The organism is Mesorhizobium sp. P2_F5, assembly GCF_056403715.1.
Genome location: NZ_JBFUEY010000016.1, coordinates 98,430 through 122,197, shown reverse-complemented (window position 1 = coordinate 122,197; position 23,768 = coordinate 98,430). Strand labels below are relative to the sequence as shown.

Here is a 23,768-nt window from a genome sequence, read left to right as displayed (position 1 = left end):
GGCGTGATCGTCGGCCGGGTGGACCATCCGGACGGCACGTCCAATGCGGCCGGGGCGGTTGCGTTTGCGATCTCGATCAACGATCTGGGCGAGGTTACGGTCGCCCAGTATCTGTCGCTCCATCACCCGACTTCACCGGACAATTACGATGAGTCGGTCAATCTCGGCAGCCTGGTGAACGCGGTCGTGACCGTGACCGACGGCGATGGCGACATCGCCACCCAATCGGTCGGCATCGGCAACGCGCTCCAGTTCGAGGACGACGGCCCGACGATCAGCGCCTCCGGCACGGAGCCGACATTGACCGTCGACGAGTCCAGCCTGGGTGACAATAGCGCGAGCTTCTCGACGGCCTTCACCTCGAATGCCGGTGCCGATGGCGACGCCATCGGCTATGTGCTCGACATCAACCAGGTCACCAACGACAGCGGCCTAACCGACACCTTAACCGGTGAGGCGGTCCTCCTCTCGGTCAATCTCAGCGGCGCCGTTGAAGGCCGCACCGCCGGCACCGACGACCTCGTGTTCACGGTCAGCGTCAGCGCCGCCGGCCTCGTGACACTCGATCAGGCGCGTGCCGTCATACACTCACCCGACACCGGCCCGGATCAGGAAACAACGTTGGCAGCCGATGATCTCGTCACTTTGACGGCGACCATCACCGACGGTGACGGCGATCAGGCCTTGAGCAGCGTCAACATCGGCACAAACCTCGTCTTCAAGGACGATGCTCCAACGATCACGGCGGAGTTCGACGGGAATCCCCTTCTCGACGGTATCCAGAACGAGACTTTGGTCAACGCGCTCAACGCGTCGGCCAGCGGAACCTTCGGCTACGACATCGGTGCGGACAGCCGCCCGGATACGTTCTACGACGCCACGCACTCTGACTTCGTCGACGCAGACGACCTCCTCGCCGGTGTCCAGATCGCACTCACCGGCTCGATCACCGGCGGCGGCGGCGGAGATATCATAAGCCCGGAGGTCACGCTCGCGTCGGAGACTTCCGACACGGCGACGTTCGACTTCACCTTCGACTACCACAAGGACCCAACGGATAGCACCCTGATAGGCACGGCGGGCGGCACTCTCGTCTTCGACAAGGTTCACGACACTTATACCATCACCCTGACCGATCCGCTCGAAGGCTTCAGCTTCGACCTGATCCACACCAGTGAGCTCTTGTTCAAGCAGCCCACGGGCAACACGGGCCACCCGCAGGTCGTGGTGGAACAATTGCAGGCGGATGACGGGACCACGCCGAATGTCGACGAAGACTTCTACGTGCAGTTCACGGGCAATTTGGTCAACAGAGCCAACCCGTTCGGCCTGACGCCCAATGGTGAGGGGAAATCCAATCCCTTTGACACCACATTCACGTTCAATGGTCACGACATGGTGAGCAACGACAATGAAACGTGGGTGTCTGCGACGCAGAGCACCAACGGTGTTGCCGGTGACACGATCCAGAAAGGCGAACTGCTCACGTTGCGGTTCTTCGACAACAACGTCGGTATCGCGACCGAGGAGCAACAGACGCCGCAGACCTCGGCCTTCGCCGGCAGCATGGCCATCAAGTTCGACGGCATCGGCAACAGCGAGGACGTGATGCTGATCCTCAACCTGGCCGACAACGGTGTCGACAACATCTTCGGCACAGCGGACGACACCTCGATAACGCGGGCTATGTACGTGCAGAACGCCGACATCTTCAAGACGGGTCAGGTCCCGTCCCCGTACAGCAGCGAGTTCACACTCGACAACAATGATGGCCTCGTGATCATCGAGCAGAACGACTACAACGCAGCCGGCGAAGAGTACCTGTTGCAGGGTGTCCAGATCATGCAGTCGGGCAACGGCATCACCGGCAGTGCGATCGACCTGATCAGGACGACCGGCGCCGGCGGCGGCAGCTCGACCACCAACCTGGTGGCCTTCGACGGCGCCGACAACGACGTGCTGAAAATCGTGGACATCGCCTTCAGCACGACCGTGACCGAGACGCCGTCAGCCAGCCTCGACTTCGCGTTCCAGGTGGCGGACGCGGACGCGGACCAGTCGGCAATACAGCACATACTTGTCGACGTCGGCTGACACCTGACCAACGGGGGCGGCCAGCGCCGCCCCCCTATCAGCATCCGCGATCAGTTGCATGGGGGACGTCGTCTCAATGAAGAAAAACAGCCAACAGCCCCCTGCCCTGCAGGTGGTGATGAAAGAGGCCAGACGCGCCATCCGGCCGCTTATCTGGTTCAGCGGCGGCATCAACGTGCTGATGCTGACCGGGGCGTTTTATATGCTCCAGGTCTACCACCGCGTGTTGTCCAGCCACAGCCTGGAGACGTTGATGATGCTGTCGCTGATGGCGGCAGGGGCACTGGTGACGATGGCGGGGCTGGAGGTTGTGCGCGGGCGTCTTCTGGCTACCGTCGGATCGTGGATGAACGCGCGGTTGGGACCAGTTCTCCTGACCGCATCGGTGGAATATGCCGCCTCGGCGCCCGGTCACGCCAACGCCCGTCCGCTGCGCGACCTGGATCAAGTGCGGAATTTCTTCACCAGCCCGAGCATCTTCCCGATCCTTGACGCGCCTTGGGCACCGCTGTTTTTCGCCGCCATATTCTTCATGCACCCCTGGCTTGGCTGGTTGGCGCTGTGCGGCGGAATCGTGCTGTTCGCGTTGGCGTTGCTCAACGAATACATCACACGCAAACCGTTGACCGAGGCCGCAAACGCCCAGTCGCGGGCATACGTGCAGGCCGAGGCGGCAATCCGCAACGCCGAGGTCGTCCAGGCGATGGGCATGTTGAAGCCACTGATGGAGGGCTGGAAGGCGCAGCAGGACGAGGCCAACAAGGGACAAGTTCTTGCCGCCAACCGTGGCGGCGTCATCGCGGCCATCGCGCGTTGCCACCGGCTGGCCCTGCAAATGGCCATACTGGGCCTTGGCGCCTATCTGGTGCTTCGCAACGAGGCTTCGCCCGGCATCATGATTTCCGCCTCGATCCTGATGGGGCGCGCCTTGTCGCCGGTCGAGCAAGCGATCGGCACATGGAAGGCGACGGTCGGAGCGCGTGCCGCTTACCGGCGTCTCACCGCGGTCGCCGGACAGCATTTGGAAGCCACACCGGTTCTGCCACTGCCACGACCGAAAGGCAGGTTCGAGGCCGACAACCTTGTGCTGGCCCGACAGGGTGGCGAGCCTATCCTGAAAGGGATCAGCTTCCGGCTCATTCCGGGTGAAGCAATGGCGTTGATCGGCCCGAGCGGGGCCGGCAAGACGAGCCTGGCGCGAATACTGGCCGGTGCCTGGCGTCCGTCCGGGGGGCGTGCGCTGCTGGACGGCATGGACGTTGCCCAATGGGCGGCGGAGGACCGGGGTCACCATGTCGGTTACTTGCCGCAGGACATCGAGCTCTTCGCCGGCACCGTCTCCGAAAACATCTGCCGCTTCGCGACACTCAACCCGGCGGTCTTCAACAACGTGGTCAAGGCCGCGCAGTTGGCGGGCGTTCACGAACTGATCAAAGGGCTGCCGAAGGGTTACGCCACCGAGATCGGCGACTCCGGCGCGGTGCTGTCAGGCGGGCAGCGCCAACGCATCGGGTTGGCGCGGGCACTCTACGGCGACCCGCCACTCATTATCCTGGACGAGCCCAATTCCAACCTCGACCGCGAGGGTGAGGACGCGTTGATCGCAGCCCTCGGCACTGTCAAGACTGCGGGCGCGACCGTTATCCTGATCGCGCACCGACCGAACATCATGGAGAAAGTTGACAAGATATTGGTTCTCAACCGGGGCCAACAAGACCTCTACGGTTCGCGCGACTATGTCTTCAACGAACTCTCCGCGCGCATCCGTCAGGTAAATCAAATAGCCGCGAGTCCGACGCCAGAGATCTCCACCACCGTGACCGGCGTCAGCAACGATCCACGTTCCTCTTCAAAGCGTACGTCGCGTGCATTGGGCTCGACTGTAGTGGCGAACCAGGCATGAAACGAGAACCGATATGAACGTCGTGCCGCTACCCCTCCCGCCACCCTCCCTGCTGGAACCGGTACCCCTGCGTCTTGCGGGCCTGACGTCCACCGGGTTCGCGATCATGTTCCTGTTCTTCGGCGTGGCCGGGGGTTGGGCGGCACTGGCGCCGTTGGACAGTGCCGCGGTGGCACAGGGCGTCGTCAAGGTCGCCGGCGACCGCAAGCTCATCCAGCACCTCGAGGGCGGCATCATCGCGGAGCTGAACGCCGCGAACGGTGACATCGTCAAGGCGGGCAAGGTCCTCGTCCGACTAGACGACACGCAGGCAAGGGCGCAGCTCGACCTGATCCAGAACCGGATAGCAACGCGTGACGCGCTGGCCGCGCGCCTCAGGGCCGAGCGTGACGACAAGGCCGAGATCGCGTTTGATCCGGCATTGCTCGCAAACCCCGCCACCGCCGCAAGGGACGCCGTGGCCGCACAGCGTGACGTGTTCGCGGCGAAGCACCACAATCTGACAGACGAACAGGAGATCCTCAGCCAGCGCCGTCAGCAGACCCAGGACGAGATAACGGGACTTGAGCAGCTTATCGTCACCAAGGACACGCAGATCAAGGCGATCGAGGGTGAGACCAAAGACCTCGAGAGCCTGCTCAAGAAGGGGCTGACCACCCGCGAGCGGAACCTGTTGCTCAGACGACAACAGCAGGAGCTCGAGGGGGAGCGCGCGACCAACGTCGCGGCGATCGCTCGTGCCAGAAGCGCCATGGCCGAGATCGATATGCAAATCCTGAACCTCGGCACAGTACGGCTGAACGACGCCGTCGACGAGTTGAGCAAGGTCGAGGCGGAGTTGTTTGATCTCAGACAGCAGGAGCGTGCCGCCAGGGACGTGCTTACCCGTACCGATGTCGTCGCACCGGTTGACGGCATCGTCATGGACCTGAAGGTCCACACGGCGGGCGGTGTCGTGAAACCGGGCGACACACTGATGACAGTCGTGCCGCTCGAACAGCAGCTCGTGGTCGAGGCCATGGTCAAGCCGGAGGATGTCGAGACGATCGCCGCCGGACAGCCCGTGCGCGTCAGCTTCCCGGCCTTCGCCCGCTACAACCTGCCGCCACTCGACGGCGTCGTGGAGACCGTGTCGGCCGACCGCATGGTGGAGGAGCGCAGCGGCGCACCGTATTTCGCCGCGACCGTGCTGATCGACAAGGGCGAACTCGCCAAGCTGGAGGGCCGCAAGCTGCTGCCCGGCATGTCGAGCGAGGCGATGATCCGGACGGGTGCTCGCACCGTGCTCTCCTACCTCGCCGAGCCGATCACGCAGAACTTCCGCCGGGCGATGCGGGAAAAATAGCCGCAGGCCGTCCAAGACTTCTTTGTCTGACCGGACAAAGACCGCCGCCCGACTAAAGCGCGTCGCGTTTGAACGGATTCAGGCGACGCGCTTTAGGTCTTTGTTTTTGTGCATGTCGTTCTCTCAAAACCGGGACCACTTTTGAGCGACATACATTAGTTCCCCGACTTGCGTCGCCACCCAGGCCACAAGTCCGCCATGTGCGGACCCGAAGCAATCCGTCCCACTGCGCTCAGCTTGACGACAGGCCCAGGATCAGGCGGCTCGGCTGGCCCATAACGCCCCGCGCTCGAAAATGGTGCGCATTTGCGGCACGGAAAACTCATCCGCCGTGTGGCCAAGCGCGCTGAAGAAGACGCGGCCCTTGCCGTAGCGGCGCTTCCAGACCACGGGCATGACGACGCCGTCGATGAAGTCGAGATGCTCGCCGCTAAACGTCGTCGTCGCCAGCACTTCGTTGCTCGGGTCGACATGCATGTAATACTGCTCGGAATGGTAGGCGAAGCCGTCGATACCTCTGACGATCGGATCATCGCTGGTGATGTCGACACGGTAGTCGATGATGTCGCCGGGATGGGCGACCCATTGGCCGCCGGTCATGAACTGATAGTTCGGCTCGTTGCGAAAACTGTCGCCCATGGTGCCGTGAAAGCCGGCAAGGCCGGTTCCGCCGCTGACAGCGGCGACGAGGTTTTGCAGCTCCGGCTTTTCGATGGTCGACATGGTGACCACCGGGACGATCAGATCGATGGCCGAGAGCTGCGGGTCGGCAAGCGCGGAGGTGCCCTCTTCTATCCGCACCTCGAAGCCATGTCCGGTCAATATCTCGCTGACGACAGCGGCGCTGCGGGCCGGTGTATGACCTTCCCAGCCGCCCCAGAAAATCAGTGCCGTCTTGCTCATGCTCATCTCTCCTTTGGTCGGCAATATTGATAGGCAAGCGGAACGCTTTTGTCTTCCCTTCCATGAGGGGCATTTCTGGTCGGGAAATCACGATCTGGCGATGAATTCCGTGGATGAGGAACGATTGGCCGCGCCTGACGTCTTGTTTCAACGCCTTGCTGCACTCAAATCAGCTGTCCTCGCGTTTGCGCAGACATCGGTCCGATCCGCCGCAACCAGCCGGAGCCTTCCGGGGAGACCGCTCTATGAGTTTCGACCAGACCACTGTCGCCGCCTATCTGGAAGTCATCACCATCAACCTCGTGCTCTCGGGCGACAATGTCGTGGTGATCGGCATGGCGGCCGCCGGCCTGGCCAAGGCGTTGCGCCAGAAGGCGATCGTCGCCGGCATAGCCGCGGCCGCGGTGATCCGCGTCGTCTTTGCCGTGATCGCGGTGCAGCTGCTGGAAATTCCGGGGATCATGCTGGTCGGCGGCATGCTTTTGTTCTGGGTGTGCTGGAACATGTTCCAGGAATTGCGTTCCACCGGCGGCGATGAGCACAGCGATGCCGACGCTGACCCTGCCGCGACAGCGCTTGCGGCGGTGCGGCCGGCCAAGGCGCTGCGCACGGCGATCCTGCAGATCGTCGTCGCTGACGTCTCGATGTCGCTGGACAATGTGCTGGCCGTGGCGGGTGCTGCCGCGCATGACATGAATGCGCTGGTGTTCGGCCTCATCCTGTCGGTGGTACTGATGGCGGTCGCCTCGACGCTGGTGGCGGCGCTGCTTGCCCGGTACCGCTGGATCGGCTGGCTCGGGCTCGCGATCATCGTCTATGTCGCAGGCAACATGACGCTGGATGGCGTCGAGCAGGTGAGAACGGTCGACTACCACGCGCTGCTTTCGCCGACCGCTGGCTAGATCCTCCTAGCAATCAAGCGATGTCGAAAATCCGCCCGGGGTTGAGAATGTTGTGCGGATCGAACGCCGCCTTGAGGCGGCGCATGGCTGCTATTTCGGCGTCGCTGCGCACGAGGTTCAGCCATTTCTTCTTGTCGAGGCCGATGCCGTGTTCGGCCGAGACGGCGCCGCCACACTTTGCCACGCCGCGGTAGATGATCTCATAGGCGGCCGCCGGTTCCCTGGTGTCGACCTGATAGTGCAGATTGCCGTCGCCGAGATGGCCGAAGACATAGATCTCGGCGCTGTGGTCCATAGCTCGGATCGCCGCTTCGGCGTCGCGCAGGAAAGCCGCCATCGTCGACAGCGGAATGCTGATGTCGACGCCGGTCAGGCCCTCGATCGCAAACAGGAAGCGGTTGGCCTCTTCGCGCACGTCCCAAAGCGCGCGGAATTCGCGCGGCGACTGCGAGACGACCACGTCGTCGACGATGCCGTCCTCGACGGCCTGCATCAGCACCGAAGCAAAACGCTCGCCGTCCAGATCGGCCTGGTTGCCCTGGATCTCGGCCAGCGCGTAGACGGGCGCGCCGGCAGGCAGCGGCGCCGGCGCGTCCATGCCGGCAATCATGGCGCCGTAGAGCGGCGAGAAATTCACCTCATAGGCCGAAAGCAGAGGACCGAGCCGCTGCTTGAGCAGGCCGAGCAGCGCAATCGCCGCGTCCAGCGAACCAAGAGAGCAGAAAGCGGCGACCTCGGTGGCGGGCTTCGGATGCAGGCGCAGGCAGGCGCGCGTGACCACGCCCAGCGTGCCTTCGCTGCCAATGAACAGCTGATTGAGATCGTATCCGGAATTGTCCTTGGCCAGGCCGCGCAGCGAAGTCAGGATCGAGCCGTCGGCAAGCACGGCCTCCAACCCGAGCACCTGGGCGCGGTACATGCCGTAGCGCAGCACGCGGATGCCGCCGGCATTGGTGGCGATGTTGCCGCCGACCGTCGCGGTGCCGCGCGCGCCGATATCGACGCCGAACATCAGGCCGGCCGCATCGGCGGCTTCCTGCACCATTTGCAGCGGCGCGCCGGCTTCTGCGATGATGGTTGCCGCCGCGCGGTCGGGCGCCTCGACCGCGGTCATGCGCTCCAGCGACAGCACCGCTTCGCCCGGCTGCACGCGCGCGGCGCCAGCCAGCCCCGTGCGGCCGCCATGGACGACCAGCTTCTGGCCAAGGCCGCTGCACAGGCGCAGGATTTCGGCGACCTCGGCGGCGCTGCGCGGACGCAAGACCAGTTCGGGCCGACCTCCGCCCTTGCCGGAGAGATCGTCGCCATAGCGCGGATCGACGGCATTGCCGGTGACAACAGCAGCGGCGTCGAGCCGCTGATAAAGCTGGGAAAGAAGCTGATCGATCTGTTGTGTCATGGTTCCTGGATATTTCGCTTGCTCGCTGCGGTCGAGACTTTGATGCGGGATAATTTTCGCGTCAATTGATTAAATTTACGCACGGTATAATTTGTCATTGCGCGTTGAAACCACTTAGGTTTCCTGTAAATTTCGTCTTGAAGGTTGCGTGGCGTCGCGCCGGCTACAGGACGGTGGGCAACGCCAAAGGATGACCAAGGTTCTGGCGCCCGCCAGACGAGGGATAGAATGACGAAGCACAAGACGATGGAGGATTTCGCCCGCTCCTGCGGCGTCTCCAGGCCGACGCTGTCGAAATATTTCGACGATCCGACCAGCGTCAAGCCGGCAACGCGCAAGCGCATAGAGGAGGCGCTGCGCTCGTCCGATTACCAGCCCAATCTGTTTGCCCGCAACCTCAATCGCAAGCGCACCCGCGCCATCGGCATTGTCGTGCCGACAGTGGCCGATCCCTTCTATTCCGAAATGGTCAGCCGCATCGAGCTCAGGCTGCGCGACGAGGGCTACTGGCCGATCGTCATTTCCTCGCACGGCTCGCGCGAACTCGAAGTCGAGGCGACGCGCACCATCCAGTCGCTGAAAGTCTCAGGCGCGCTGATCGCGCCGCTCGGCTTGCGCTCGGACCGCCGCACGCTGGAGAAACTGACGCAGACGATGCCGATCGTCTATTTCGACACCTATCTCGAAGGCGGCGTACCCTTCGTCGGCAACAACAACGCCCAGAGCGTCTCGACCATCGTCGACTATCTCTGCCGCTCCGGCGACGCGCCGGTCTATTTCGATATCCCGCATGTCAACCACAATTCGCCAGAGCGGTTGAACAGTTATGTCGGCGCCATGCAGCAGCTGGGCCAGGAGCCGGTGGTGATCGGCAACACAAGCGACTACACATGGGATTTCGAGCGCATCGGCTACGAGCAGATGGAACGGATGCTTGGGGCTGGCGGCCTGCCGGGCAAGACCATACTGTGCGCCAATGACCGCCTGGCCTTCGGCGTGATGGCGGCGGCCTTCGCGCAAGGCAAGAAGATTGGCCGCAATGCGGACTGCGACCTGCGTGTCGCCGCCCATGACGACCATCCGCTGAGCCGCTACACCTGCCCCGCTCTGACCACCATCGCGCAGGATTTTGCCGCCATGGCAGGGCGCAGTGTCGAGACGCTGCTCGCCTTGCTCAACGAGGACACAGCGAGCGTCGCGCCGAAAGTCAGCCTCGACGCCGCCCTTGTGATGCGTCAATCAGCCTGAATCTTCCCATCAGCCAAGCAGGCTTGCCGCTTCCTCCTCGCCAAGCAGTGGCGGCTGGTCGACGGTGCCGTTGACGGCAACCGAGTCACGGCTTTCGCCCGAAGCCAGGATTGCCTCCATGATCTCCAGCACATGCAAGGCGAGTTCGCCTGACGCGCGCGGTTTTCTTCCCGTGCTCAGCGCCCGCGACAGATCGGCGACGCCGAGCATGCGGTAGTTGGCGCGGTCAGGCGCGGCATAAGGCCAGTTGCGGGCGCCGTAGAGTTCGCTCTCGCTGGCGAAATCGGCCCAGTCGACGCCGCGCGCCGACAGCGAGACGGTGCCGCCGAACGTGTCGGGATCTGGCAGCCTCAGCGAACCTTCGGTGCCGTGCAGTTCGATCGGATGGTTGGAGTGTTTGAACACATCCCAGGAAGCGCCGAAAGTGACGGTGGCGCCCGAACGGAATTCGAGCAGCGACAGGATATTGGTCGGCGTGCCGACCTTGAACGTCGTGTTCTTGAACGGACCGTCGGCAGTGATCAGCCTCTCCTCCTGGCCGCGCGTCGCCATCGCCATGACACGCTCGACCGGACCGAGCAGATTGACCAGCATGGTCAGGTAATAGGGACCCATGTCGAACACCGGGCCGCCGCCGGGCTGGTAGTAGAATTGCGGATTGGGATGCCAGTGCTCCATGCCGCGCCCCATCATGAAGGCGGTGCCGGTCACCGGCTTGCCGATGGCGCCTTCGTCCATCAGGCGGCGGGCGCGGCGTCCAGCGGCGCCAAGGAAAGTATCGGGAGCCGAGCCTATCAGCAGGCCGCGCTTTGCAGCTTCGTCGACAAGCCGGCGACCGTCGGCAGCGGTAGTAGCCAGCGGCTTTTCGGTGAAGACATGCTTGCCCGCCGAAAGCGCTGACAACGAAATGTCGAAATGCGCCGCCGGGATGGTCAGGTTCAACACAAGGTCGATGTCGGGGTCGGCGAGCAGCGCATCGACGCCGAGCGCGCGGATGCCATATTCCCTGGCGCGGAGTTGAGCCATGTCGGCTGAAACATCGGCACAGGCGCGCAGCTCGACGCCGCCGAAGAGCGCTGCATTGCGCAGATAGGTCATCGAGATGTTACCGCATCCGATGACACCGATGCCGAGCTTTGTCTTTGATTTTCCGTGCATTTCCAGCTTTTCCTCCGAAGCCATTGGCATGCTTTGGGAACCGTCGCGGCTGCAGCAGTCCACCTTCACAATCCGCTATACAGGATTTTAAATGTTGACGCGCGTAAAATTTTTATAGAGCATGTGACAATTCTGGCGCAGCATTGGGAGGCCGCCAGCCTGAGGAGGAGAACATGACTGTCATGAAAGACGGCCGACCGCCGATACGAAGCCCGTGGGTCATGCGCGCATTGGATCGTTCCGTCGCGGTCAGAGACCGAGACGGGTTCAGGCATAGATCACCTTGGCCGCGATCCTATCAAGCTGGCTGCGTATTGGACCGGGCAGGCCATCGTCGGTGATCACCACATCGACGGCCGACAGCGAAAATGCCTTGGAGGTCCCGCTGACGCCCCATTTGCTCGAATCGGCGAGGAGGACAACGCGCCGGGCCATGCGAACGAGGTTTCGCTTCGTTCGCGCCATGTCTTCGTTCACGTCGACCACATCCAGTGACGAGTCTATCGCATGCGCTCCAACAAAGACCTGATGCGCCACCAAGCCGCCGAGAGCCGTATCGGCATCGGTGATCAGCGTGCTCACCGTGTCGGGATAGACCCGGCCGCCGATCATATGAACGTCGAGCCCGGGACGATGCATAAGATGCTGCACAATATTCATGGCCGTGGCGGCGACCACGACATTGCTGAGCGGCGGTAACTGCATGGCAAGCTGCATCAATGTCGAGCCGCCGTCGAAGATGACCGATTGGTTGTCCTCGAACAGCTCTACCGCCGCCCGGGCGATGCGCTTCTTTGCGTCGAGGTTCGTTTGCATCCGCCGGGCGAACGCGGCCGTGGTCGAATCTGTGGTCCGGGTCACCGCCCCTCCACGGGTCTTGGTCAGCAGTCCCTTGCGGTCCAGTATCTCGAGGTCGGAACGCACCGTGACCTCCGACACGCCAAACCCGTCTGACAGGTCCTTGATGCGAACCTGTCCGTTGCGTTGCACTTCACCCAAGATCGATTGGCGTCTCTGCTCCGACAACATTGCCCTGCCTTTGCCTCCCTGCGCCAAGCAATCGCCCTGGCCTTGGCTCACCTTACCAAAAATATGCAGCTTCGAAAGCTTTCGAAAGATTGTTTTTCTTTTTTCTTTCGGAAACACTGGATTGAGCATTTTTAAAACAACCGATCGAGGAATTTTGCACTCATGAGCCTAGGAACCAAGGTGCGTCTCGCGCGCCTCTTCTCGCATCCATCGGGGAACCTTTTTGGCGGTGCGGTCGACCACTTCGTCGGCTATGGCGACGTGCGCAAAGGCGGCCTTGCCGACCTGCCGGGTGCGCTCGCACGCGTCATGGCGGGCAAACCCGACTACGTCAGCATCCAGCCTGGCACCGCGCGCCATCTGTGGCCGCAATATGCGGGCAAAGCCTCCCTGGTGATTCAGGCGGGCTGCTTCACTCCAGACGATCGCATCAGCGAGTTGATCGCAACGCCCGAGGACGCGGTGCGCGCGGGGGCCGATGCGTTGGCCGTGGCCATTCCGGTGCGCGGCGCGACCGAGGGCAAATACATACGCTGGCTGACCGATTCGGTAAATGCAGCGGCCCGCTACGGCATGCCGGTGGTGGCGCATATCTACCCTCGCGATTTCACCGACGGTGCAAAAATCGTCTTCACCCCCGACGAGATCGCCTATGCGGCGCGCATCGGCTACGAGTCCGGCGTCGACGTGATCAAGATCGGCTACACGGGCGATTTCGAGTCGTTCCGAGAGACCGTCCGGACCTGCCCGGTGCCGGTTGTGATCGCGGGTGGTCCGAAGACCGATACGCTGCTCGGCGCGCTTCAGCAGACGGCGGACGCCATCCGTGCCGGTGCACGCGGTGCCGTGGTAGGCCGCAATCTCTGGGGGCATGGCGATCCGGAGAAGGCAGCGCTTGCCTTTCGCGGCGTCATCCATGACAGCCTTTCGGCGCAAGACGCCCTGGCGAAGGCGGGTGCCTGAACGATGCACACCGTCCCCTCGATCATCGGCTTCGGCGCTATTGCGATCGACGACATCGTCTACGTCGATCAGCCGTTGTCGGCAGGCAAGGGGAAGGTTCTGCAAAGTGCCCGCGCTTTCGGGGGAAATGTCGCGACGGCGCTGGCCGCCGTCGTGCGGCTCGGCGGAGCCGCCGGGTTCGTCGGATGGCTGGGCAGTGCCGATGACGACGCCGTGATGCGCGATCTCGTGGCGAGCGGTATTGAAATCGCATTCGCGCCGCGCCATCCCGACGCGCGCCCGGTGCGCTCGCGGATCACCGTCGGCTCGGACGGGGAACGGTTCATCGCGTATGACGACGATGCGATGCTGGGCACCGCTCCGGACTTTCCGGACGATATCCTCAGCCGCGCGACCGTCCTGATCGTTGATAGCTATGCGATCCGGTCGCTGGATGTCGTGGCTCGGGCTCGCGATCTCGGCCTTGCGATCCTCGGCGATATCGAATGGAGCAGCGGCGCAGGCACGGAGCGGCTGATCGCGCTCTGCGACCATCTCATTCTTCCACTTGGCTTTGCGCGGACTGCCACGGGGTGCCGATCGCCCGCCGAGATGCTCGATGCATTGTGGTTGCCGTCGCGGTCCGCCGTGGTTCTGACCGATGGTGGCAGGGGCGTGTACTATCGCGGGCGTGAAGAGACAGGTCCCTGGCACCTGCCCCCGCACCTGGTTGCCGTCGTCGACTCGACCGGCGCGGGTGATTGCTTTCATGGCGCCTATGCCCATGCGTTGACGCGCGGGGCCGACACCGCGGGCCGGGTGGCATTCGCGGCCGCGGCGGCGGCCCTTTCGATAACGGGGCGGGGCGGGCGCGAGGCGCTTCCGACCGACGACCAGGTCACGGAACTCCTGGCATCGACGAACGCGCCGTCCGCAGTCGAACTGAAATATGCGCGGCTCGATACCGGAACATAGCCCGAACTATCCGACGAAAAATTTCGCAGGTGAACATAGCCGAGGACAATCATAAAAATCAGTGGCTTAGACTTGTGGAGGGAGGAATATGGCAGAAGTCGTTCTTGAGAATATCTGCAAGACATACGGGAACAATTTTCACGCAATCGACCAATTGAACCTGTCGGTCGAGGACGGCGAGTTCTTGATTCTCGTCGGGCCGTCCGGCTGTGGCAAATCCACCGCGTTGCGAATGATCGCGGGGTTGGAAGACATCACCAGCGGCAGCCTTCGGATCGGCGGAGTCGACGTCGTCGACATGCCGCCCAAGGACCGCGACATCGCGATGGTCTTCCAGAGCTACGCGCTCTACCCGCATATGACGGTATCCGAAAACATCGCCTTTTCGATGCGGCTGGCAGGCAAGCCGAAGGCCGAGCGCAAGAAGCGCGTGGACGAGATCGCCAAAACCCTTCAGCTGACGTCTTTGCTGGATAGCAAACCCGCGAACCTTTCAGGCGGACAGCGTCAACGGGTTGCCATGGGCCGCGCCATGGTGCGCGAGCCGGCCGCCTTTCTCATGGACGAACCCCTTTCCAACCTGGATGCGAAACTGCGCGTTCAAATGCGCGCCGAAATCACCAGCCTGCAAAAGCAACTCGGCGTAACGACCATCTACGTGACCCACGACCAAATCGAAGCGATGACGATGGGGGACAGGGTCGCGGTGTTGAAAGGCGGCGTGCTGCAGCAGGTCGACACGCCCAAGAGACTCTATGAAGCGCCGGTGAACGCCTTCGTTGCCGGCTTCATCGGCTCTCCTTCGATGAACCTTTTCGAGGCGACCCTGACGGGCGACGAACTGATGTCCGGCAGCTTCGCCATCCGGCTGCAGGATGCAGCCTTCGTGCGCAGGCCGGGCTTGCGGTCGTATGGGGGGCGCAAGATCGTGTTCGGCATCCGACCGGAGGATCTTTATGACAGCAGCCTCGAATCCGGTCGCAAGTATCAGACGATACCCGCAAAGGTGACTTCGATCGAAGAACTCGGCTCCGAACAGATCGTCCACCTGAACATCGACGCGGTCCGGGTGGACTCCGGCGATCCGGACGCGGTGGACGATTTCGGCCTGGCATCGAACGCGGTGGCGAGATTCGAGCCGATCAGCGCCGTCCACTCCGGCTCGGAAATCCGGTTGGCCGTGGATGATGCCAAGTTCCATTTCTTCGATCCCGAAACGCATCTGGCGATCTGAAGATCTGCGGAAGACCGCGGGCGGGAGCGAGGGTGCCTGCGGAAGATACTTGCAAGAAGGCTTCTGAGTAAAACAGACGATCGTCCGCATTGTGCGGTCGATCTTAAAGAAGGAGGAGAAAATGATGTTTCGGATACAACCCGCGATGCTAAAAATAGCCGCGGCCGCATGGTTGCTTGGCGCAACCGGCGCCATGGCGGACACGACGCTGGAATTCACCCAATGGTGGGAGCCCGAATTGCCGGCCGGATCGCTCAGGGCAATCATGAATGACTTCGAGGCTGCAAACCCCGGAATCAAAGTGACGCTGGTCAGCGGCCCCTATGCGACCACGCGAGACCAGATCTCGGTTGGTGCCGCAACTGGAACGCTTAGCGACGTCGTCGGTCTCGACGGCGCCTGGGTGAACAACCTGAACGCGCAGGGTGCGCTGGCCGACATGAACCCGATGATGGATGCGAGCGGGTTCGACAAGACCCAGGTGGCGGATATCATCAAGGTGGACGGCAAGGCGGTGATGTTTCCCGTGGCTTCGTTCGTCTATCCGGTCTTCGTGAACATGGACCTCGCCGCCCAGGCAGGCGTCACCAAGCTGCCGTCGACCCGCGCGGAGTTTCTCGAAGCCGCCAAGAAGATGACGCATGCCGACAAGAACCAGTATGGCTGGGTGCTGCCCTTGTCGCTGCAAACGCCGTCCGGTGTCCAGAACGACCTGATGTCGTGGGTCTGGGCCTCTGGTCAATCGATGATGGCTGACGGCAAGCCGGCTCTCGAGGGCAAGCCGGTCGTCGATATGCTCACCTTCGTCAAATCGCTGAACGACGCCGGCGTCATCTCGCCCGGCATTGCCACCAAGACCGAGCAGGAAAAGGTCGAGGAATTCGTCAACGACCGGGTCGGGATGATGATCGACTCGCTCGCGCATGTGAACCTCATCCGCAAACGCAATCCCAAGCTGAACTTCGACCTCATCCCGGTCCCGGTCGTCGAGAACTACAGCGGCAAGCGCGGCCTTCCCTACGCCTCATGGGGCATCGGCATCTCTGCGGCCTCGAAACATCAGGAGGAAGCCTGGAAGCTCGTCCAGTATCTGATGAGTGAAAAGGTGAACGCCAAGCTCGTATCGCTTGCCAACGCCTTCCCCGGCAACGTCAACGCCAAGCCCGATTTCGTGACCTCGGACAAGGCTTTCGGCAAGGCTTTCGAAATCTTCAAGACCGGTTATCTCGCCAACGAGTTCACGGGTCTGCCGGTGGCTGAAGACCTGATGACCCAGTTCGACGTGGAAGCCCAGAAGATGCTCGCCGGCGAGCAGTCTCCGGAACAAGCGGCAGCCAACGCCCAAAAGGGCTGGATGGAGAAATTCTGATCGGCCTGTTCCCGTTTGCTATCTTCGACCGGGTGGCCCGACTTCGGGCAGGCCACCCGGCAACAACGGATCGGCAATTTGAGATGGACCTGTTTCCGAAGCTCACCTTCTCTTGAAGGCGTATCCCAAGGTTGGCACATGACCCGGCAGAAGCGCTCCCACCACAGGCTGAAACGAGCGGTCGCACCCTATCTCTACCTGTCGCCCTCGCTCCTCATAATCGGCCTTCTGATGCTGCTGCCGATGGTGACGGTGATCGGCTATTCGTTCCAGAACAGCGCGGTGCTGCGTCGCGATCCGTCCTTTGCCGGACTGAAACACTACCAGGCGATCTTCAACGATCCCGTGTTCTGGGCTTCGCTGTGGCATACGCTCTACTTCACATGTATGAGTGTCGTCTTCCACATGACCATCGGCATGGTCTTCGCACTCATGCTGAACAGCGACCGCATCAATCCGACGCTGCGCAACATTCTGCGCGTGCTCTACATACTGCCTTGGCTTTTCACCGCGGTGATCATCGCCGTGATCTGGCGCCTCCTGCTCGAGCCGAACGGTGTCGTGAACAGCGTTCTCATGCAGATGGGCATCATCGGTTCCAAGGTCGAGTGGTTTTCCTCGCCCGCGACCGCACTGCACGCCGTCACCTTCGCCAATATCTGGGCGGGCTACCCGCTTTTCATGGTCAGCCTGCTCGCAGGCTTGCAGGGCATTCCCAAGGATTTCTACGAGGCCGCCGATATCGATGGGGCGAAGGCCTACCAGAAGCTGATCTTCATCACCATCCCGCAGCTGATGCCGATCATCATCAGCATCTCGCTGCTCGACTTCATCTGGACCATGCAGGTCTTTCCATTGATCTGGATAACGACGGGCGGCGGTCCGATCTACTCTACCGAGGTCCTCAGCACCTACACGTATAAGCTGGCGTTTTCGAGCTACAACCTGTCGCAGGCGTCGGCGAGCGCCGTGGTCATCCTGCTGATCTCTCTCGGCCTAACGCTGTTCTACATCCGCTATCAAAAGGCTCGGTAGTCACCATGAGGAAAAGGCACACGCCGAAAGACAGGCTGATCACCGTCGCGCTCCATGTCGCGCTTGCCGCGGGGCTCTTTTTCGCGGCCTTCCCGATCTACTGGATGCTGAGCAGCTCGTTCAAGTCGAATACCGAAATCTTTGCCCTGCCACCAACCGTCCTGCCGAAGGCATTCACGCTGGAAGCGTATGCGGCCATCCTTGGCGACCCGGTAAAGCTGCGCTTCTTCTTCAACAGCTACTTCGTGGCCGGAGCGGTGACCGTGCTAACGGTGCTGATCGCCTTGCTGGCGGCCTATGGGTTCAGCCGTTTCAATTTCCGCGGCAAGGGCAGCCTCAACACACTCATCATCAGCACGCAGACGATCCCGCCGATCACGCTTTTGATCCCCTTCTTCGGGCTTGTCGTCTCGTATGGCATCTTCGACACCTACGTCGCGCTGATCCTGACTTACCTGGTGTTTACACTGCCCTACGCGATCCTGCTGATGACGGGATATCTGAACACCTTGCCCCGCGATCTCGATGAAGCGGTGGCTGTCGACGGCGGCACCAGCTGGACCGCACTCTGGCGGGTGATCGTCCCGATTTCACTGCCTGGAATCGTGGCGACGTCGGTCTACACCTTCCTGTTGTGCTGGAACGAATTTCTCTTTGCGCTGACGCTGACGAAGTCAACGTCCATGCGCACCGTCCCGATCGGCATCCAGCTGTTGATGGGGCAGCACGCCTTCGAATGGAACCAGATGATGGCGATGAGCGTGCTCGGCTCGCTACCGCTCTTGGTCATCTACCTCGTTGCCCAGAGGTTCTTCCTCGCCGGCATGACCGCGGGCTCGGTCAAGTAGGATGTTCCTCTCACGGAGAACTGATGGAGTAGGCCCCGTATCGAAATCGATGGATTGCACCTTCTCTGCCGGCAGGCGATATCGCCGCGGCGTCGGCCGTCGTCATGGCGCCGCTGATCGTGCTCGTGCTGTTCTTCCAGCGCCACATCATCGAAGGGCCTACGCAGGCGGAATCAAGGAATGAAAGGATGACCGTGAAAGACCTGAAAGTCGGGTGCCAGACCTTTACCTGGGAAATGCTGGGCGACCGGTTCACCGGCGGCCCCGACGATCTGTTGAAGGCGATCGCCGATGGCGGCTATGCCGGGATCGAGATCACCGACACGATGATCGGCCGCTATGCCGGCAAGCCTGCCGAATTCGCGGCCGCGCTGAAGTCATCCGGGCTGACGCTTGTCTCCTTTGCCTTCGGCTCGAAGAGCGGTTTTACGCTGCAGGACCAGATCGGCGCCGATCTCGAGACCGCCAAGCGCTGGATCGACTTCGCCGCCGCCTTTCCCGGCGCGCTGGTGTCGATGGGATCGGCCACCGTCGTTTCCGATGGACCGCGCGACAGCAAGTTTGCCACCGCTGCCGAGGTCTATAACCGAGCCGGCGAGCTCGGGCGCAAAACCGGTGTCCAGGTCGCCGTGCATCCGAGTTCGCACCACAACACGCTGCTGTTCGATCGCGCCGACTACGACCGCATCTTCGGGCTGATCGATGTCTCGCTGGTCGGCTGGGTGCCGGACACCGGCCACATCTTGCGTGGCGGTCAGGATATGGCGGATACGCTCACCACCTATCGCGATCGCATCCGCTATGTGCATCTGAAGGACGTCGATGCCAGCGGCACCTGGGCGATGCTGGGCAAGGGCGTCTGCGATACCGCCAAAGTGATCGAGATCGCCAGCGCCGCGCCCAAATTCAACGGCTGGCTGGTGCTGGAGGAAGAGTCCGAGATTGCCGCCGCCGATCCGGCCGGTGCGGTCAAAACCAACCGTCAGACCATGCGCGATTACGGAGCCTGAGACGATGATGAAATCCCTGTCCGGCCCCGCAGCAATCGCCGCTCTGCCACGCAACCGGCTGATCGGCGAGTTTTCGCTGTGGTCTGCCGACCTCGCCAATATGGAGCGCGACTTGAGGCGCATCGAGGCGCATGCCGATATCCATCATGTCGATGTCGCCGACGCCCGCTTTACTCCCGGCTTCCTGTTCTTCCCGGACCTGGTGGCGCGCATCGCCAAGCTCACCGCAAAGCCGATCCATGTGCATCTGATGGTCGAAGCCGACATCGTCGAGGAACAGACGCGCCAGTTCATCGAGGCCGGCGCCGATCTGATCAGCGTCCATGCTGAAAACGGCGAAGCCGGTCTGCGCGCCGTGCGGCTGGCGCATGAACTCGGCGCCGAAGCCGGTGTCGTGCTGCGGCTGGAAACGCCGGTCGCGGCTGTCACGCCTTTCCTGCCGGAGGTAGCGTTCGTGACGCTGCTCGGTACCTCCATCGGCGTCAAGGGCCAGAGCCTGTCGGAGCAGGCGTGTCCGCGCCTGATCGAGGCGCGCGCGCAGATGCGCAAGGCCGGCCGCGAGGCCGAGATCGTGCTCGCCGCCGATGGAGGCATCCGCCACGAGACCGTGCCGCTGCTGCGCGCCGCCGGTGCCGAAACCGTGGTCCTGGGCTCGCTCGCCTTCGGCGACCCCGACCTTGCCCGGCGCATGGCCTGGCTGCACGGGCTGGAGGTCGTCGCCTGATGAGCAAGCTTGCGCTGGCCTTTGATCTCGGCGGCACGGCGCTGCGCGGCGCGCTGGTCGAAAGCGATGGCCGCATCGTCGCTCATGCCTCAGCGCCAACGATGGCGGGTGCGGGGTCCGACGCCGTGATCGGCCAGATCATTGCGCTCGCCGGCGATCTCCTTGGGCAACAGCCGCAGGCTGAAATTGCCGGCATCGGCGTCGGCGCGCCGGGGCCGCTCGACCCCAAGGCGGGGATCGTGATTGCGCCGCCGACGCTGGCCGGCTGGCACGACGTGCCGCTGATCGACATTCTGGGGCAGCATTTCGGCTTGCCGGTGCGGCTGGAGAATGACGCCAATGCGGCAGCGCTCGGCGAATGGCGTTTTGGCGCCGGACGCGGCAGCGGATCGCTGGTGTTCGTCACTGTGTCCACCGGAATCGGCGGCGGCGTCGTCGCCGACGGCCACATATATCACGGCCGGCGCGGGCTGGCGGCCGAGATCGGCCACATGACTATCACCGGTGAAGGCGACCGCTGCTTTTGCGGCGCCATCGGCTGCTTCGAAGCTGTTGCTTCCGGAACCGCGCTCGGACGTCGCGCCACGCGATTGACGGCTCCGGGCGACGGCTCGCTGCTGCGGCGGCTTTCCGCCGACGGCGACGTCTCGGCCAGGCATGTCGTCGACGCAGCGCGGGGCGGCGATGCCGTTGCTCTGGAGCTGATCGAGGCGGAAGCCAGATGGCTGGGCATCGGCTTCACCAATCTCTTGCATCTCTATTCGCCCGACCTGATCGTCATGGGCGGTGGCCTTTCCAACGGTTTCGGCCTGCTGGCGTCGTCGATCAGGGCGGTCATCCAGCAGCGGGCAATGCCGGCCTATCGCGACGTGCCGATCGTGCAGGCCGAGCTTGGCGACCGCGCCGGGCTGATCGGCGCCGCCAGCCTGATCCTGTGGGAAGGCGAACCGGGTTTGCCGCTGGCGATGGCGCAGGACCACACGTGCAGCGGTGCGACCGCTGACGCCAGTGAGGCAAGCCATGGCTGAGCTCAAGCTGCGCGGCGCGCGCAAATCCTACGGCAATGTCGAGATCATCAAGGGGATCGACCTCGAGCCGGCACGCATGGCGGGCCGCAGCGGCCCGTATTTTCTCTTCCTGATGCGCCGGCGCTGGCGATGCCTCGCGTCCCTATGAGCAGCGCCCTACTCTCCACCGTTCCAGCTGGCGTATTTTCGGATCATCTGCAGCTTGTCTTCCGACAAGCCCACAAGGAGATTCTCTTCGAGATAGCCTTGCCGGATGAGATTGGCGAAGACCTCTACAAGCTGTGAGTAGCGATAGTCGAATAGCTCGTCGATCATGCGTCGCTGCTGCCGCAGGAAGTCTTCGACTTCCCACATCTCGGAAGGCACCGCCACCGCGCTGACCTTGCTTTTGAGTTCGGCCATCGTCTTGTCAAGCGCCACCTTCAGCGCTGCGTCATAGGCATTGCGGGCGACCTTCTTTTCGGACGGAGACCATTTCTGATCGGCGAACGTCATCGAAATATCCTACCGAGGTAACTAGCGTTGCAGGCCAGAGACGGAAGACACCGCCTTCGTTCCCAGCCTATTTCCCGCAATGATGATCGTTGACCTTGTTCAGCGCATTCGCGTCCGGTCCGACCCGGTTGTAGGAGCAGGCGCCGGCCGCCGTGGTGATCAGCATCTTGTCATAGTAGCGCGGGCCGCCGAACAGGGCGTAGATGAGGTCGCGATGGGCGGGAACGTAGCGTTCGGGCTCTGGCTGACGATGGCGGTGCTTCTCCTTGGCGATGGCCGCGCTGGACAGGCTGCAGCCGACAGCGAGAACGAGCGCGCAGGTCGCAAAGATCTTGGTGGTCATCGGCAACACCCTTCTGACGGTTCGGAATCGCAGCATATCCAAAAGCGCCGGCCGAACAAAGGTTCCCTGGCGGCATTGCTGGCTGGTGCCGAAATCAGCCGGCAACAACGGCGCTACGCGCCCGCCGCCTTTCGGCGGCAATCAGCAGGTCGACGAAAGCGCGCACCTTGGCCGGCCTGAAGCGCGCCGGCGGAAAGACGGCATGGATGCCGCCGGACGGCAAGGTCCAGTCCGCGAACACTCGCACCAGCCGCCCCCGGGCGAGATCGTCGGCGACGCTGTAATCCGGGAAGATGCCGAGCCCGATGCCGGCCAGCACGCAGGACAGCACGCCCGGCGTCTTGTCGCAGCTGACGACCGGATTGAGTTCGGCCAGCACCGTTTCGGTGTCCTTCGAGAACAGCCATTGGCCGACGCCGCGCAGCTGGGCATTGCCGACCCAGGGCAGCGACTTGGCCTGCCTGGGGCCGGCATCCCTAGGCAGCCTGGCGGCAAGCTCCGGGCTGGCGACGACAAATTGCTGCAGGCTGCCCAACCGCCGCGCCAGATTGCTGGAATCGGCCAGCCAGCCGACGCGGATGCCGAGGTCGATCTGCTCGTCGACCAGATTGCTGACGGCATCGTCGAAAATCGTCTCTATCCGCATCTTGGGATATTTTCTGAGATAGGCAGCGATGGTCGGCGCTACCACCTTCTCGCCATAGTCAAGCGGCGCTGTCAGCCGCAACATGCCAGTCGGCTTCAAGGCGCTCTGCGAAATGTCGCCATAGGCGGCTTCCGCCTCGCGCAGGATGATGGCGGCGCGATCGTAGAACAGGCGCCCCTCCTCGGTCGGCGCAACGCGCCTCGTCGTGCGCCGCAGCAGCGTCGCGCCCAGTTCCTGCTCCAGTCTGCCGACCTGATGGCTGACCACCGCCTTGGCGACATCGAGCCGGTCGGCGGCCGCCGTGAACGAGCCGGTCTCGACAACGGTGGTGAAGAAGACGAGCCGGTTGAGGTTCAGAAGCTCGGTCACGGATCGCTCATTGTCTGATCTGATCAGACAGTTTGTATGATTGATCGCTATTTTTCGCAAGCGTGTCGGCTGCCATCTTTCGGACAACGAATGGAGCCCGCCGTGACCGACGCAAGCGTGACCTATCTTTTCGATCCGCTCTGCGGCTGGTGCTACGGCGCCACGCCGATGCTGGACAGGCTGGCCAACAGTGGCATCGCGCTCGAGCTTGTGCCGACCGGCCTGTTCTCCGGCACCGGTGCGCGGCCCCTGGATGCCGGCTTCGCCACCTATGCCTGGGACAGCGACCAGCGCATCGCGCGGCTGAGCGGACAACGCTTCACGCGAGCCTATCTAGACAATGTGCTCAACGTTTCCGGCACCTTGCTCGATTCCAGTGCCGCCACGCTCGGCATCGTTGCGGCCGGCCTTGACGAGCCAGACCGCCGGCTGCCCGCCCTGAAGGCGCTCCAGCATGCCCGCTATGTCGATGGCCGCGATATCGTCACGGTGGATGGCGTCGCTGCAGTGCTGGCCGATGCCGGGATGAACGATGCAGCCAACATGCTGAAGGCGCCGACCGATGCGTTGATGGCAGCACATCGCGACCTCGTCGGCCGCGGCCGGGCGCTGTTCCAGCGACTCAACGCCAATGGCGTTCCGGCGCTCGCGGTGGTCAGCAAGACAGCACCGCGCCTGATCGGCGCCAATGCACTGTTCGGCAGCTACGACAATCTCGTCGCCCATATCGCGGCGGCGTGATCCACCAAAGCATCCTCCCCCAGACGAA

Annotated in this window: 23 protein-coding genes; 16 read left to right on the top strand and 7 right to left on the bottom strand. The window is 62.8% G+C overall.

Going from position 1 to position 23,768, the window contains the following annotated elements; all coding sequences use genetic code 11:
* The 3 genes from AC1DYO_RS21395 to AC1DYO_RS21385 all read left to right on the top strand — a co-directional run.
* Nucleotides 1-2,094 (top strand): DUF5801 repeats-in-toxin domain-containing protein (locus tag AC1DYO_RS21395; RefSeq protein WP_477266497.1); only part of this gene is annotated, 2,094 nt, incomplete at its 5' end.
* A 76-nt stretch (nt 2,095-2,170) separates the two neighbouring features.
* Nucleotides 2,171-3,997 (top strand): type I secretion system permease/ATPase, encoded by a 1,827-nt coding sequence (locus AC1DYO_RS21390; RefSeq protein ID WP_477266496.1) that lies wholly within the window; start codon nt 2,171-2,173, stop codon nt 3,995-3,997.
* Between the two features lie 13 nt (nt 3,998-4,010).
* The gene (locus AC1DYO_RS21385) at nt 4,011-5,342 is read left to right on the top strand and encodes an HlyD family type I secretion periplasmic adaptor subunit (protein ID WP_477266495.1); all 1,332 of its coding nucleotides are present in this window, start codon (nt 4,011-4,013) and stop codon (nt 5,340-5,342) included.
* Between the two features lie 255 nt (nt 5,343-5,597).
* Here AC1DYO_RS21385 and AC1DYO_RS21380 read toward each other — a convergent pair whose 3' ends face one another.
* Nucleotides 5,598-6,245: a ThuA domain-containing protein gene (locus AC1DYO_RS21380; protein WP_477266494.1), complete on the bottom strand. Its 648-nt coding sequence runs from the start codon at nt 6,243-6,245 to the stop codon at nt 5,598-5,600.
* A gap of 245 nt (nt 6,246-6,490) precedes the next feature.
* On the opposite strand from AC1DYO_RS21380, the gene AC1DYO_RS21375 reads away from it, so the two are divergent.
* On the top strand, nt 6,491-7,147 hold the full coding sequence (locus AC1DYO_RS21375) for a YjbE family putative metal transport protein (RefSeq protein ID WP_477266493.1): 657 nt from the start codon (nt 6,491-6,493) through the stop codon (nt 7,145-7,147).
* Nucleotides 7,148-7,160: 13 nt separating this feature from the next.
* Here AC1DYO_RS21375 and AC1DYO_RS21370 read toward each other — a convergent pair whose 3' ends face one another.
* On the bottom strand, nt 7,161-8,546 hold the full coding sequence (locus AC1DYO_RS21370) for an FAD-binding oxidoreductase (protein WP_477266492.1): 1,386 nt from the start codon (nt 8,544-8,546) through the stop codon (nt 7,161-7,163).
* Between the two features lie 228 nt (nt 8,547-8,774).
* Between AC1DYO_RS21370 and AC1DYO_RS21365 the strand changes: the two genes are divergently transcribed.
* Nucleotides 8,775-9,794 carry a LacI family DNA-binding transcriptional regulator gene (locus tag AC1DYO_RS21365; protein WP_477266491.1) on the top strand — a complete coding sequence of 340 codons (1,020 nt, stop codon included), beginning with the start codon at nt 8,775-8,777 and terminating at the stop codon, nt 9,792-9,794.
* A 9-nt stretch (nt 9,795-9,803) separates the two neighbouring features.
* On the opposite strand, the gene AC1DYO_RS21360 is transcribed toward AC1DYO_RS21365, so the two are convergent.
* Together AC1DYO_RS21360 and AC1DYO_RS21355 are read right to left on the bottom strand one after the other, a co-directional pair.
* A complete protein-coding gene (locus AC1DYO_RS21360) occupies nt 9,804-10,952 on the bottom strand; it encodes a Gfo/Idh/MocA family protein (protein WP_477266490.1) in 1,149 nt (382 codons plus the stop codon).
* Between the two features lie 267 nt (nt 10,953-11,219).
* Nucleotides 11,220-11,981 carry a DeoR/GlpR family DNA-binding transcription regulator gene (locus AC1DYO_RS21355; protein WP_477266501.1) on the bottom strand — a complete coding sequence of 254 codons (762 nt, stop codon included), beginning with the start codon at nt 11,979-11,981 and terminating at the stop codon, nt 11,220-11,222.
* Nucleotides 11,982-12,143: 162 nt separating this feature from the next.
* Here AC1DYO_RS21355 and AC1DYO_RS21350 point away from each other — a divergent pair, with 162 nt between their 5' ends.
* From AC1DYO_RS21350 to AC1DYO_RS21305, 10 genes are all read left to right on the top strand, one after another.
* Entirely contained in the window at nt 12,144-12,944 is an 801-nt protein-coding gene (locus AC1DYO_RS21350) for an aldolase (protein ID WP_477266489.1), read from the top strand.
* Between the two features lie 3 nt (nt 12,945-12,947).
* A complete protein-coding gene (locus AC1DYO_RS21345; protein ID WP_477266488.1) occupies nt 12,948-13,898 on the top strand; it encodes a PfkB family carbohydrate kinase in 951 nt (316 codons plus the stop codon).
* 88 nt (nt 13,899-13,986) lie between these two features.
* Complete coding sequence (locus AC1DYO_RS21340) at nt 13,987-15,132, top strand: ABC transporter ATP-binding protein (RefSeq protein WP_477266487.1); 1,146 nt, start codon at nt 13,987-13,989, stop codon at nt 15,130-15,132.
* Between the two features lie 121 nt (nt 15,133-15,253).
* Nucleotides 15,254-16,501, top strand: a complete 1,248-nt coding sequence (locus AC1DYO_RS21335) for an ABC transporter substrate-binding protein (RefSeq protein ID WP_477266486.1) — start codon at nt 15,254-15,256, stop codon at nt 16,499-16,501.
* A 138-nt stretch (nt 16,502-16,639) separates the two neighbouring features.
* On the top strand, nt 16,640-17,536 hold the full coding sequence (locus tag AC1DYO_RS21330) for a carbohydrate ABC transporter permease (RefSeq protein WP_477266485.1): 897 nt from the start codon (nt 16,640-16,642) through the stop codon (nt 17,534-17,536).
* 5 nt (nt 17,537-17,541) lie between these two features.
* A complete protein-coding gene (locus AC1DYO_RS21325) occupies nt 17,542-18,384 on the top strand; it encodes a carbohydrate ABC transporter permease (RefSeq protein WP_112566025.1) in 843 nt (280 codons plus the stop codon).
* 188 nt (nt 18,385-18,572) lie between these two features.
* Nucleotides 18,573-19,394, top strand: coding sequence for a sugar phosphate isomerase/epimerase family protein (locus AC1DYO_RS21320; RefSeq protein WP_477266484.1), 822 nt, complete (start codon nt 18,573-18,575; stop codon nt 19,392-19,394).
* A gap of 4 nt (nt 19,395-19,398) precedes the next feature.
* Complete coding sequence (locus AC1DYO_RS21315; RefSeq protein ID WP_477266483.1) at nt 19,399-20,118, top strand: ribulose-phosphate 3-epimerase; 720 nt, start codon at nt 19,399-19,401, stop codon at nt 20,116-20,118.
* Complete coding sequence (locus AC1DYO_RS21310) at nt 20,118-21,146, top strand: ROK family protein (RefSeq protein WP_477266482.1); 1,029 nt, start codon at nt 20,118-20,120, stop codon at nt 21,144-21,146. Before AC1DYO_RS21315 ends, AC1DYO_RS21310 begins: the two co-directional genes overlap by 1 nt.
* On the top strand, nt 21,139-21,294 hold the full coding sequence (locus AC1DYO_RS21305; RefSeq protein ID WP_477266481.1) for a hypothetical protein: 156 nt from the start codon (nt 21,139-21,141) through the stop codon (nt 21,292-21,294). Before AC1DYO_RS21310 ends, AC1DYO_RS21305 begins: the two co-directional genes overlap by 8 nt.
* A gap of 8 nt (nt 21,295-21,302) precedes the next feature.
* Here AC1DYO_RS21305 and AC1DYO_RS21300 read toward each other — a convergent pair whose 3' ends face one another.
* From AC1DYO_RS21300 to AC1DYO_RS21290, 3 genes are all read right to left on the bottom strand, one after another.
* Nucleotides 21,303-21,641: a hypothetical protein gene (locus tag AC1DYO_RS21300; protein WP_477266480.1), complete on the bottom strand. Its 339-nt coding sequence runs from the start codon at nt 21,639-21,641 to the stop codon at nt 21,303-21,305.
* Between the two features lie 67 nt (nt 21,642-21,708).
* The gene (locus AC1DYO_RS21295; RefSeq protein ID WP_477266479.1) at nt 21,709-21,984 is read right to left on the bottom strand and encodes a hypothetical protein; all 276 of its coding nucleotides are present in this window, start codon (nt 21,982-21,984) and stop codon (nt 21,709-21,711) included.
* 94 nt (nt 21,985-22,078) lie between these two features.
* A complete protein-coding gene (locus tag AC1DYO_RS21290) occupies nt 22,079-22,999 on the bottom strand; it encodes a LysR family transcriptional regulator (RefSeq protein WP_477266478.1) in 921 nt (306 codons plus the stop codon).
* A gap of 102 nt (nt 23,000-23,101) precedes the next feature.
* Between AC1DYO_RS21290 and AC1DYO_RS21285 the strand changes: the two genes are divergently transcribed.
* Complete coding sequence (locus AC1DYO_RS21285) at nt 23,102-23,740, top strand: DsbA family protein (RefSeq protein WP_477266477.1); 639 nt, start codon at nt 23,102-23,104, stop codon at nt 23,738-23,740.
* Nucleotides 23,741-23,768 lie beyond the last annotated feature (28 nt).